12 protein-coding genes are annotated in these 12,443 nt (G+C 54.6%); 9 read left to right on the top strand and 3 right to left on the bottom strand.

Annotated features, from left to right (window positions below):
• Window positions 1-771: an SDR family oxidoreductase gene (locus tag JSN25_RS11130; RefSeq protein WP_137351068.1), complete on the top strand. Its 771-nt coding sequence runs from the start codon at window positions 1-3 to the stop codon at window positions 769-771.
• A 58-nt stretch (window positions 772-829) separates the two neighbouring features.
• The gene (locus tag JSN25_RS11125) at window positions 830-1,684 is read left to right on the top strand and encodes a co-chaperone YbbN (protein WP_003847508.1); all 855 of its coding nucleotides are present in this window, start codon (window positions 830-832) and stop codon (window positions 1,682-1,684) included.
• 78 nt (window positions 1,685-1,762) lie between these two features.
• On the opposite strand, the gene fetB is transcribed toward JSN25_RS11125, so the two are convergent.
• Both fetB and fetA read right to left on the bottom strand, forming a co-directional pair.
• On the bottom strand, window positions 1,763-2,542 hold the full coding sequence (fetB, locus tag JSN25_RS11120) for an iron efflux ABC transporter permease subunit FetB (RefSeq protein ID WP_038638405.1): 780 nt from the start codon (window positions 2,540-2,542) through the stop codon (window positions 1,763-1,765).
• Window positions 2,529-3,206: an iron efflux ABC transporter ATP-binding subunit FetA gene (gene fetA / locus JSN25_RS11115; protein WP_085047614.1), complete on the bottom strand. Its 678-nt coding sequence runs from the start codon at window positions 3,204-3,206 to the stop codon at window positions 2,529-2,531. The genes fetB and fetA overlap by 14 nt, the downstream gene beginning before the upstream one ends.
• A 404-nt stretch (window positions 3,207-3,610) precedes the next feature.
• Here fetA and JSN25_RS11110 point away from each other — a divergent pair, with 404 nt between their 5' ends.
• Genes JSN25_RS11110 through JSN25_RS11095 form a run of 4 tightly spaced genes read left to right on the top strand, consistent with a single transcriptional unit; the run spans window position 3,611 to window position 7,834 of the window.
• Complete coding sequence (locus JSN25_RS11110) at window positions 3,611-4,528, top strand: SPFH domain-containing protein (protein WP_003831073.1); 918 nt, start codon at window positions 3,611-3,613, stop codon at window positions 4,526-4,528.
• Window positions 4,525-4,983, top strand: a complete 459-nt coding sequence (locus tag JSN25_RS11105; RefSeq protein WP_085047615.1) for an NfeD family protein — start codon at window positions 4,525-4,527, stop codon at window positions 4,981-4,983. The genes JSN25_RS11110 and JSN25_RS11105 overlap by 4 nt, the downstream gene beginning before the upstream one ends.
• A gap of 20 nt (window positions 4,984-5,003) precedes the next feature.
• On the top strand, window positions 5,004-7,148 hold the full coding sequence (locus JSN25_RS11100; protein ID WP_204524935.1) for a PA5441 family protein: 2,145 nt from the start codon (window positions 5,004-5,006) through the stop codon (window positions 7,146-7,148).
• Entirely contained in the window at window positions 7,118-7,834 is a 717-nt protein-coding gene (locus JSN25_RS11095; RefSeq protein WP_069323979.1) for a DUF3142 domain-containing protein, read from the top strand. The genes JSN25_RS11100 and JSN25_RS11095 overlap by 31 nt, the downstream gene beginning before the upstream one ends.
• Here the strand turns inward: JSN25_RS11095 and cueR are convergent.
• Complete coding sequence (gene cueR, locus JSN25_RS11090) at window positions 7,831-8,241, bottom strand: Cu(I)-responsive transcriptional regulator (RefSeq protein WP_069323978.1); 411 nt, start codon at window positions 8,239-8,241, stop codon at window positions 7,831-7,833. The genes JSN25_RS11095 and cueR overlap by 4 nt on opposite strands.
• Window positions 8,242-8,350: 109 nt before the next feature.
• Between cueR and copA the strand changes: the two genes are divergently transcribed.
• The 3 genes from copA (at window position 8,351) to ybaK (ending at window position 12,429) form a co-directional block, all read left to right on the top strand.
• Window positions 8,351-10,852, top strand: coding sequence for a copper-exporting P-type ATPase CopA (copA, locus tag JSN25_RS11085; protein WP_069323977.1), 2,502 nt, complete (start codon window positions 8,351-8,353; stop codon window positions 10,850-10,852).
• 100 nt (window positions 10,853-10,952) lie between these two features.
• Window positions 10,953-11,747 (top strand): TraB/GumN family protein, encoded by a 795-nt coding sequence (locus tag JSN25_RS11080; protein WP_085047617.1) that lies wholly within the window; start codon window positions 10,953-10,955, stop codon window positions 11,745-11,747.
• Window positions 11,748-11,949: 202 nt separating this feature from the next.
• Window positions 11,950-12,429, top strand: coding sequence for a Cys-tRNA(Pro)/Cys-tRNA(Cys) deacylase YbaK (ybaK, locus tag JSN25_RS11075; protein WP_003831056.1), 480 nt, complete (start codon window positions 11,950-11,952; stop codon window positions 12,427-12,429).
• Window positions 12,430-12,443: the final 14 nt, after the last annotated feature.

Here is a 12,443-nt window from a genome sequence, read left to right as displayed (position 1 = left end):
ATGCAAAAATCGGTCTTAATAACAGGATGTTCCAGCGGAATCGGCCTGGAAAGCGCACTTGAGCTAAAGCGCCAGGGTTTTCAAATTCTGGCCGGCTGCCGCAAACCTGACGATGTCGCGCGTATGAACAGTATGGGATTCACCGGCATATTGCTGGATCTGGATTCACCCGAAAGCGTGGATCGCGCCGCCGATGAGGTGATCGCCCTGACCGATAATCGTTTATATGGGATCTTTAACAACGCCGGATACGGCGTCTACGGCCCATTGCCCACGATTAGCCGCGAGCAGATGGAGCAGCAGTTTTCCGCCAACTTCTTTGGCGCGCATCAGCTCACCATGCGCCTGTTGCCCGCCATGCTACCTCACGGCGAAGGACGCATCGTGATGACCTCCTCGGTAATGGGATTGATCTCCACACCGGGACGTGGCGCCTATGCCGCCAGTAAATATGCGCTGGAAGCCTGGTCCGACGCGCTGCGTATGGAGCTGCGTCACAGTGGGATTAAGGTCAGCCTGATTGAACCGGGCCCCATCCGCACCCGTTTTACCGAAAACGTCAACCAGACGCAAAGCGATGCCCCCGTGGAAAATCCCGGCATTGCCGCGCGGTTTACGCTGGGACCACAAGCGGTTGTCGCCAAAGTGCGTCACGCGTTCGAAAGCGACAAACCGAAGCTACGTTATCCGGTTACGCTGGTGACCTGGGCCATTATGCTGCTTAAACGCCTGCTGCCAGGCCGCATAATGGACAAAATTTTACAGGGTTGAGTTGAAGCTCGCGCGTCAGCCCCCATGTAACAAGAAATCGACAAAAGAGAGTAACTCCATGTCCACACAGAATATTGTTAATATTAATGAATCGAACCTGCAGCAGACCCTTGAACAGTCGATGACCACACCGGTCCTGTTCTATTTTTGGTCTGAGCGCAGCCAGCATTGTCTGCAATTAACGCCGGTGCTGGAGAGCCTTGCCGCCCAGTATAATGGTCAGTTTATTCTCGCTAAGCTCGACTGCGACGCGGAACAGATGATCGCCTCCCAGTTTGGACTGCGCGCGATCCCAACGGTTTATCTGTTCCAGAACGGTCAGCCGGTAGATGGCTTCCAGGGTCCGCAGCCAGAAGAGGTTATTCGCGCGCTGCTGGAGAAAGTGCTGCCGAGCGAAGAAGAGCTGAAAGCACGCCAGGCTATCGAGTTTATCGAAGCCGGTAATCACGCGGATGCGCTGCCGCTGCTGAAAGAAGCCTGGCAAATCTCCAACCAGAGCAGCGAAATCGGCCTGCTGCTGGCGGAAACGCAAATCGCCCTCAATCGTTCTGACGATGCCGAAGCGGTGCTGAAAACGATTCCGTTACAAGATCAGGATACCCGTTATCAGGGGCTGGTGGCACAGATTGAACTGCTGAAGCAGGCGGCGGATACGCCGGAAATCCAACAGTTGCAGCAACAGGTTGCCAGCAACCCGCAGGATGCCGCGCTGGCCACGCAATTAGCCATTCAACTCCATCAGGTCGGACGTAACGAAGAATCGCTGGAATTGCTGTTCAGCCACCTGAAGAAAGATCTTACCGCTGCCGACGGTCAGGCGCGTAAGACCTTCCAAGAGATCCTTGCCGCGCTGGGAACCGGCGATGCGCTGGCTTCGAAATACCGCCGCCAGTTGTACGCGCTGCTGTACTAATCCGTTTGATTTTGCCCGATGGCGCTTGCGCCTATCGGGCCTGGAAATTCGACAAATACCGCTCCCTCCGGCATCACATCACGTCTTCTTCAAATGCGTTACGACTAATTGGTGGCGTGAATTATAGAACTTCCGATAGGTCAGGTAGCAGGCAATAATGGTTGACAGGCTGGCGGTCGAAAGCAGCATAAACGTCACCATAATCTGATACTTAATCGCTTTTACCGGGTCAATACCGGCAAAAATCAACCCAGACATCATCCCCGGTAAACTCACCAACCCCACGGTTTTGGCGGAATCGATCGTCGGGATCAGCGAGGCGCGAATGCTGTCGCGAATCAGCGGCGCGGAAGCAACCTTCGGCGTCGCGCCGAGGCTGAGCTTTTCCTGGATTTGCTGCTGTTCACTGTTAAACCGCTGCCCCAGATTGTTGTAACACAGCCCCACCGCCACCATCGCATTGCCTGCAATCATCCCGGAAATTGGGATCACCTGCATCGGCGTGAACTCGATAGAGCCGGACAACACCAGTACCGACAGCGTCAACCCCGCCCCAACCGTAATGGCAATAAACGACGAGAGAAAAGCGTTATCAATATATTTACTGCGTTTTTGCGCGTTATAGGCGGCGTTAAAACAGATAAACAGCACCATTAATAAGGTCAGAATGCTGTGATTGACGCCGAAAATATATTTCAGCACATAGCCGACGATAATAAGCTGAACCACCGCCCGGCAAACGCTCCAGAGAATATCTTTTTCCAGCGCCAGCTTTTCTTTGTTACTGATCAGTATGGCGACCACCACCAGCATCATCGCTAACGCCAGTGATTCATTGGTAATATTATGCTCGTTCATTGCTGACTTCCTGCATTTCTCCGGCGTGCGGTTGAAGAGTTATGACATTATCCGCGTGATTAATCTCATCTTTATCGTGCGTCACCCACAGCACGGCAATTTTCTTGTCGCGAACATAGTGGTGAATTAATTCATTCACGTTACGTTTGTTGGACTCATCCAGCGCGCTGGTGATTTCATCAAGCAGCAGGATTTTAGGCAGAAACTGCAAATTACGAATTAACGAGACGCGCTGTTTTTCCCCGCCGGACAGTTCATTGATCCCTTTTTTGAGGATACTCTCGGGCAACTCAAAACGGGCCAGGTCTTCCAGAAATACATCCGGTTCCGGGCGTTTATCGCGAATTTGCCAGGGAAAAATGAGGTTGTCGTAGACGGTGTCACCAAACAAAGCGGGCGTTTGCGCGCAATAAGAGACCTGCTGGCGATAAGCTTCAGGCTTTAGCGTTGATATCTCCTTGCCCTCAAAAAGGATTTCACCGGAACTCGGGCTAATTAACGACGCCACTATCTTCAGTAACGTACTTTTACCGCAGCCGGACTGGCCGGTAATCAGCTTAAACTCTCCGGCATCGAGATTAAAACAGATGTTATTGAGAACCTGCGTCGCCCCTGCCTGCCATGCGACATTTTTCAACTGAAGCAAAATGCTGCTTTCTTCCATTATCGATCCTTTTTTACCTCTTTCGTGCAGACAGTCTATACCCAAAATAATTCGAGTTGCATGAAGGCGGCAAGTGAGTGACAAATTCGTCAGGAACGAATTTGAACAGCCAAAGGCTGGCCTTCGGTGAGGGACATGGATGTCCCTCATTAATCTCCAGGAGCATAGCTAACTATGTGACTGGAGTGAAACGACAAATCTGCCGGGAGCAGATTTGAACGCTGCTTACAGCGGCCCCGCAGGGGCGAGGCCCAAGGATGGGCCGAATAACGTAGCTAACGCACATGCAGCTTGAAGTATGAAGGGTATATTCCTGTAATTTATTATAGGGGAGCCACCTTGATTAATCGGGTATAATTTGACTAATGAAGCAGTAAAGGACAGCACAACAGGAGGTTTCATCAATGCTCATTTTTATTCCTATTCTTATTTTTGTCGCGCTGGTCATCGTCGGCGCAGGCGTCAAAATCGTCCCACAGGGATACCAGTGGACGGTGGAGCGTTTCGGACGTTACACCAAAACTCTGCAACCTGGGTTAAGCCTTGTTGTGCCGTTCATGGATCGTATTGGTCGTAAGATCAACATGATGGAGCAGGTGCTTGATATCCCCTCTCAGGAAGTCATCTCCAAAGATAACGCCAACGTCTCGATTGATGCTGTGTGCTTTATTCAGGTGATCGACGCGCCGAAAGCGGCATATGAAGTCAGTAACCTCGAACTGGCAATCATCAACCTGACCATGACCAACATTCGTACCGTTCTCGGCTCGATGGAGCTTGATGAAATGCTCTCCCAGCGTGACAACATCAACACGCGCCTGCTGCATATTGTTGATGAGGCCACCAATCCCTGGGGCATCAAAATCACCCGTATTGAGATTCGTGACGTGCGTCCACCGGCGGAACTGATTGACGCCATGAACGCGCAGATGAAAGCCGAACGTACCAAGCGCGCCTACATTCTGGAAGCCGAAGGTATCCGCCAGGCGGAAATCGTCAAGGCGGAGGGTGAGAAGCAGTCAAAAATCCTGATAGCGGAAGGTGAACGTCAGTCCGCGTTTTTACAGGCTGAAGCGCGTGAACGTTCCGCGGAAGCAGAAGCCCGCGCAACGCAGATGGTTTCTGAAGCCATTGCCGCCGGGGATATCCAGGCCGTGAACTACTTCGTGGCGCAGAAATACACCGAAGCGTTGCAGCATATCGGTTCGTCGAATAACAGCAAAGTGGTGATGATGCCGCTGGATGCCAGCAGCCTGATGGGTTCGATTGCCGGGATCGCGGAACTGGTTAAGGACAGCGCCAGCGAGCGGAAAAAATCATGATAGCGATGATTCTGGTACATCCGCACATCTTCTGGCTCAGCCTCGGCGGTCTGTTGCTCGCCGCCGAGATGCTGGGCGGCAACGGTTATTTGCTATGGAGCGGCGTGGCAGCGGTGCTAACCGGACTGGTAGTTTGGCTCGTCCCGCTCGACTGGGCGTGGCAGGGAGCGATGTTTGCTGTACTCACGCTGCTGGCGGCCTGGCTGTGGTGGAAGTGGCTGGCAAAACGCGTGAAAGAGCAGAAACCAGCCGACAGCCATCTTAACCAGCGCGGTCAGCAGTTGGTTGGCCGTCGATTTATTCTGGAAAGCGCCCTGGTCAATGGTCGCGGACATATGCGCGTCGGCGACAGTTCGTGGCCCGTCAGCGCCCGCGACGATTTGAGCGCGGGAACGCAGGTTGAAGTCATTGCCGTTGAGGGAATTACCCTGATTATCAAAGCGGTACCACACTAAAATAGACAGGAATTCAGACTATGATCAGGAAGACGTCTCTCGCCGTTGCCCTTTGTTCTTTGCTGGCTGGCACGCCTCAGGCATTCGCCTCCTTCGATATGGAAGACTGCAAATGGAGCGACGACAGCTGCCTGCTGAAAGGAACGCCGACCTTTAACCCGGAAAACGACAGCCGCGACAACCTGCTGCGACTGCTGAGCCAGGAAAAAGCTTTTGATCTGCCCGTGCAGTCGATGCCTGAAGATATCACCCGCTCCCGCGATTTCTATTTTGCGTATCATCCGCAATGGGATGAAACAGCCCCACAACCAGCCTCTGCCCCGGTATCCGCTGAAGATAGCCCCCTCTCCCGACAGATGGCCGAGCTGAACATTAATGCGGATGAAGCCAATCTCAACGACGCTGAGCATGAGAACCGTCATGTTTCGAATAATACCGAGAGCGTCAGCCAGTATTTTGCCGCACTGCTGGCCGATGCCGCGTTAACAGCAGAGCAACGCCAGGCCTTAGCGCAAGCGCGTATGGGGCTGTACTCTGACGCGACCCGTGAACAGATTGAGTCATCTCTCGCCACTCTCCCGGCGGATTCGCCAGCTCAACACTACAAAAGTTATCTCGCGGCAGCCGCCAGCTTCTATGCGGGTGATTATGCCAGTGCCGAACGGGATTTCGCTCAGCTCGCTAAGAGCGATCGCCCGTGGCTGGCGGAGACCGCGCAATACATGCTGATGCGTACGGCGCTGAACAAGAGCAGTCAGAACAGCGTGGGCGAATATGGCGATTTTGACATCGCTAAAATTAACCGCGAGGACGCCTCTCAGGCTCAGATTCTGGCGCAAGCCTATTTGCAACGCTTTCCGCAGGGGCAATACGCCGACTCCACCCGCGGTATGTTGCGTCGTATTAACTGGTATTTACAGGCGTGGCCGCAACTGGCCGGGTTGTATGAGCAGACGATCCAGCAAGCGGCTGACGCGCAGCAGCTGCGTAAAATTGTCATCGAATACGATAATGTCTACGGCATGGCGTTCTACGAGCAATCCGTGCTGGAAGCCTTCCCCGATGCGCCGCGAGTCAGCTACATCGAACTGTTACGCGCGCTGCGTCTGAATAGCGATAACAAACCCACGCTGACCCAGGCGCAACTCGACGCCAGCAAGCCGGTGTTTGAGCAGAGCCAAAAACTGCCGCTGTGGCGCGATCTGCAACTGAATCTGTGGCTGGCGACGGGCAACTATGCGGCGATTATCCAGGCGGTCGCGCCAGCGCAAAAACTGGCACCGCGCGATACGCTGGCCTTCAGCGAGCAGGTGCTGTACGGCGAAGCGCTGATGGGCCAGAAGAATTGGGCTGCGGCGCGTGATTTCTGGCAGCAGTTGCTGAAAGTCAGCCAGGACAACGAACAGCGGCAGTATGTACAGGCTAAGCTCGCCGCCACGCTGGTTTATAGCGGTGACGTAGCGGCAATCTTCGCCCCGGAAAGCGCCGTGACCAACCTGCGCTTTCGCTCGCAGGTGCTGAAAACACAGGCCACACTGGAACAACTGCGCCAGCAGGCCGTCCATGGGCCCAATAACGAAGAGCGTACCATCGCCCTGCATACGCTGCTGGTACGGGATCTTACCGAGAATCGTTTTGGCGACTGGTTAAACGATAAAAAGCTTGTCAGCGACATCACGCCGCCGGTCATTGACGAGGCGTTTAACGACGTCAACCTGAGCACTTTTGACTGGAACGGCGATGCGACTCAGGCCGGTTACACCTGTCGCAGCCTCAATGAAACGGTAACGGTCCTGAGCAAAAAAGCGGATGATGCCCACGCACTGAACTGTTTAGGTGAATTTTTCCGTACCACGCAAACGCATGTCGACCTCTGGAAAAACAGCACCGGCAACGATGTGCTTGAAGCCGCAATTTCTCGTAAGCAACCGTTCGGCCAGTTCGACAGGCAAAGCTACTATCAGCAGATAATCACCTCACCCACCGCGGAAGTCGAAGATAAGAGCTTCGCACTGTATCGCGCCATCATGTGCTATGCGCCATCTGGCTCTAACGAATGTGGCGGTGAAGACGTGGATAAACAGCAGCGTAAGGGCTGGTTCACCCAACTGAAAACGCAGTATCCGGGAAGCCCGTGGGCGCAAAAACTCAAATATTACTGGTAACCGCGCTACTGGTGGGCCAGGCACAGGCGGCGGATATCGTCGCCGCGCGTGACCATCCGGCCTTCTGGCTGTGGTCCGGAGTGAAAGCCAGTGACGAGCTGAAAAACGCGCAAACGGTCTATCTGCATCAGGGCGAGGTGCTGGTTCGGTCGGGTAACGTGGTTTTCCAGCGCCTGGGACTGCCGGTCAGTCGACTGACTTTTCCCTCAATCTGGCTGACGGTCCGCTTTACCACGCTCGACGTGCCGGAGGTGATTCCTGCCCGTATCATACGGCTGATGCAACGCTGGCAGAACGCTGGCAACCACGTCATCGGCCTGCAGGTTGATTTTGACGCGGCGACCCACCAGCTAACCGATTACGCCCGTTTTCTACAGCAGCTACGCCAACAGCTACCGGCCGAGTTTGCGCTTGGCGTGACCGGACTACTGGATTGGGCCAAAACGGGCGACGTCGCCACATTAAACGCGCTGGCGGTTGATGAACTGGTAGTGCAGAGCTATCAGGGACGGCGCACGGTGCCGAATTACCAGGCGTATCTGCCTGCGCTCAGCCGCCTGCGCATTCCATTTAAGCTGGGACTGGTGCAAAACGGTAGCCGGGATCTGCAGGCTGAAGCGCAGCTGGAGAAATCCCCGTGGTACCGCGGCACGGTGGTGTTTATGCTTAATCCCCCTCGCCGTTAAACCTTCGCTTTGTGATGACAGCAGCCAGAAAGATTATCCATGATCGGGCATTCGGCGCTGTCATCGCCAGGGCAACTCTCCGCCAGCGCCAGTAAATGCAGGCGCATGGCCTGTAGCTCGCTGATATGCCGCTCGATGTCCGCGACTTTTTCTAATGTGCGTTTTTTTACGTCCGCGCTGTGACGCGCCGGATCGTTAAACAGGTTTACCAGCTCACCGCACTCTTCCAGGTTAAAACCAACCTGCCGCGCCTGACGCAGCAGCGTCAGTTCATTCAGATGCTGTTGGTTGTATGTACGATAGCCATTTTCGCTACGCAGCGGCGGCGTCACTAACCCTTTTTCTTCATAAAAGCGTATCGCTTTGCTGGTTAAACCGGTTTTTTTAGCAACATCGGATATATTCATCTCTTCTCCCTTGACCTTCCCCTTGATGGAAGGTTTAACCTTTATAACAGTTAGTCAAAACGATTGCCAAGGTCAATAAGTAACCGACCATTCATAGAGGAAATTAGTTATGTCTCAAACAATCGATCTAACCCTGGACGGCCTGTCCTGCGGTCACTGCGTAAAACGCGTTAAAGAGAGTCTGGAGCAACGCCCGGACGTTGAGCAAGCGGATGTCACTGTGACTGAAGCGCACATCACCGGGAGCGCCAGTGCACAAGCGCTGATTGAAACCATCAAACAAGCCGGTTACGGCGCGGAGTTAAGCCACCCAAAGGCTAAACCGCTGACGGAGTCATCAATCCCGTCGGAAGCACTGGCAGCGGTCCCTTCCGAGCTTCCGGCAGCTACGGCTGATGATGACAGCCAACAGTTGCTGTTAAACGGCATGAGCTGCGCCAGTTGTGTGACCCGCGTACAAAATGCTCTGCAAAGCGTACCCGGCGTCACCCAGGCACGGGTAAACCTGGCGGAACGTACTGCGCTGGTAATGGGCAGTGCGTCCGCCGCAGATTTAGTGCAGGCGGTGGAAAAAGCGGGCTACGGCGCTGAAGCTATAGAAGATGACGCGAAGCGCCGCGAGCGCCAGCAGGAAACCGCCGTTGCGACCATGAAACGTTTTCGCTGGCAGGCAGCCGTCGCGCTGCTGTTGGGTATTCCGGTCATGGTGTGGGGAATGATTGGTGATAACATGATGGTGAGTGACGACAACCGCAGCCTGTGGCTGGCGATTGGTCTGGCAACGCTTGCCGTGATGGTTTTCGCCGGCGGTCACTTTTACCGCAATGCGTGGAAAAGCCTGATGAATGGCACCGCGACCATGGATACGCTGGTGGCGCTGGGTACGGGGGTGGCATGGCTCTATTCCATGAGCGTCAACCTCTGGCCGCAGTGGTTTCCGATGGAAGCGCGACACCTTTATTATGAAGCCAGTGCGATGATTATCGGTCTGATTAACCTCGGACATATGCTGGAAGCGCGGGCTCGCCAACGCTCCTCCAAAGCGCTGGAAAAACTGCTCGATCTGACACCGCCAACCGCACGCGTCGTCACCGATGAAGGTGAAAAGAGTGTGCCGCTGGCTGACGTTCAGGCGGGAATGTTGCTGCGCCTGACCACCGGCGACCGGGTTCCGGTCGATGGCGAAATCACTCAGGGCGAAGCCTGGCTGGATGAAGCCATGCTGACCGGGGAGCCGATCCCGCAACAAAAAGGCGAAGGCGATAGCGTCCACGCCGGTACGGTCGTACAGGACGGCAGCGTGCTATTCCGCGCCAGCGCCGTAGGCAGCCATACCACGCTGTCGCGCATTATTCGCATGGTGCGCCAGGCGCAAAGCAGTAAACCGGAGATTGGCAAACTGGCTGACCGCATCTCCTCGGTATTCGTTCCTGTGGTGGTCGTTATTGCGCTGGTTAGCGCAGCTATCTGGTATTTCTTCGGACCGGCGCCACAAATTGTCTATACGCTGGTGATTGCCACCACCGTTCTGATTATTGCCTGCCCTTGTGCACTGGGCCTGGCGACGCCAATGTCGATTATTTCCGGTGTTGGGCGCGCCGCTGAGTTTGGGGTACTGGTACGCGATGCCGATGCGCTGCAGCGCGCCAGTACGCTCGATACCATTGTGTTTGATAAAACCGGGACGCTGACTGAAGGTAAGCCACAGGTTGTCGCCATCAAAACGTTTGGCAATACCGATGAAGCGCTGGCGATTCGCCTGGCTGCGGCCCTTGAACAGGGTTCCAGTCACCCGCTGGCCAGGGCGATTCTGGACAAAGCCGGTGATGTCACGTTGCCGCAGGTCAACGGGTTCCGTACGCTACGCGGTTTGGGCGTCAGTGGCGAAACGGAAGGTCACATGCTGCTGCTGGGAAACCAGGCGCTGCTCAATGAACAGCAGGTAGATACCACTGAAATGGAAGCTGAGATTACCGCTCAAGCCTCCCAAGGGACAACGCCGGTACTGCTGGCGATTGACGGTAAAGCGGCGGCGCTGTTAGCGGTGCGCGATCCACTGCGTAGCGACAGCGTGGCGGCCCTGCAGCGTCTGCATCGTGCCGGGTATCGTCTGGTCATGCTCACCGGTGATAACCCAACGACCGCCAACGCCATTGCCAAAGAGGCAGGTATTGATGAGGTGATTGCGGGCGTTCTGCCGGACGGCAAAGCCGAGGCGATTAAGCGTCTGCAAAGCCAGGGACGTCAGGTTGCCATGGTTGGTGACGGTATCAACGATGCGCCTGCGCTGGCGCAGGCCGATGTAGGAATTGCCATGGGTGGCGGCAGCGATGTGGCGATTGAAACCGCCGCGATTACGCTGATGCGTCATAGCCTGATGGGCGTTGCGGATGCGCTGTCTATCTCACGGGCAACGCTGCGCAACATGAAGCAGAACCTGCTCGGCGCATTTATCTATAATAGCATCGGTATCCCCGTTGCTGCCGGGATCCTGTGGCCGTTCACCGGAACGCTGCTCAACCCGGTGGTTGCCGGCGCAGCGATGGCACTCTCCTCCATTACCGTGGTAAGCAACGCTAACCGTCTGCTACGCTTCAAACCGAAAGAGTAAGCCTTTGCCGGATGGCGCTATCAACCGCGCTATCCGGCAATTCACGCGTTGCACCTTCCCGGACCACGCGCTAGCATGGAAGTCCACTTAGGGAGGTCGTATGGATTTGTTATACCGGGTAAAAAAATTATGGTCTGCACTGCACGGCAACCACTATACCTGGCCCGCCATTGACATCTCTTTACCCGGTAACCGCCATTTTCATCTGATTGGCAGTATTCACATGGGTAGCCGTGATATGGCGCCTCTGCCTGCCAAATTACTCAAAAAGCTCAATCGTGCTGATGCGCTGATTGTCGAAGCCGATGTTTCCGGCGATGACGCGCCATTTGCTGATCTTCCGACCTTTGCCGCCCTGGAAGAACGCATCAGTGAAGAGCAATTAGATAATCTGCGTAAAGTCACCAATGAATTGGGCATTTCCCCTTCCCTATTATCGACGCAACCTCTGTGGCAAATAGCCATGGTATTACAGGCGACGCAGGCACAACAGCTGGGGTTGCGGGCGGAATACGGGATTGATTACCAACTGCTGAAAGCGGCAAAACAGGCTCACAAACCGGTGATCGAGCTGGAAGGTTCATCCAGTCAAATCGAGCTGCTATGCCAGTTACCCGATAATGGCCAGGCTCTTCTGGATGATACCCTGACGCACTGGCATACCAACGCCAGGTTGTTGCAACAAATGATGGGCTGGTGGCTTAAAACGCCGCCGCGCGATAGCGAATTGACGCTTCCTAATACTTTCAGCCAGTCGTTATATGACGTATTGATGCATCAGCGCAATGTCGCCTGGCGCGATCGACTCAGGGCGATGCCAGCCGGCCATTATGTGGTGGCCGTAGGCGCACTGCATCTGTACGGAGAAGGTAATTTGCCGGAGATGTTACGGTAAAAAAAATGGCCAATATTTCTATTGGCCCGTCAAAGAGGAATTTCATCATTATTATGATCCCGGTGCTTAAAGCATCGGTGTAGGTCGATTGTCGCTCAAAGTCATCATCCTGCCAATACTATTGCGCAAGATGGTACTATTTTTTAGACCGCCATCAGGCGTATGCTTGTCTCGTATTTTGTCTGGGCCAGGAAAAATTGCTATGACACCCGCCGTTAAATTACTCGAAAAAAACAAAATTTCTTTCCAGATCCACACCTACGATCACGATCCGTCCGAAACAAACTTTGGTGACGAAGTAGTACGCAAGTTAGGTCTGAATGCAGACCAGGTTTACAAAACGCTGCTGGTTGCCGTAAATGGCGATATGAAGCATCTGGCCGTTGCCGTCACGCCGGTGGCGGGTCAATTGGATCTTAAAAAAGTCGCCAAAGCGTTAGGGGCCAAAAAGGTCGATATGGCCGATCCAATGGTTGCGCAGCGAACAACGGGGTATCTGGTAGGCGGTATCAGCCCGCTGGGACAGAAAAAAAGATTGCCGACACTCATCGACGCCCCAGCCCAAACGTTTGACACCATTTATGTCTCCGGTGGCAAACGCGGGCTGGATATCGAACTCGCTGCCGGCGATCTGGCGAAAATTCTGGATGCGAAGTTCGCCGACATCGCCCGCCGGGATTAAGCGGTTTTAGCATG

The organism is Citrobacter cronae (genome assembly GCF_016893685.1).
GTDB classification, from domain to species: domain Bacteria; phylum Pseudomonadota; class Gammaproteobacteria; order Enterobacterales; family Enterobacteriaceae; genus Citrobacter; species Citrobacter werkmanii.
The sequence above is the reverse complement of the archived record's forward strand: the minus strand, read 5'-3'. Positions and strand labels throughout refer to the sequence as shown.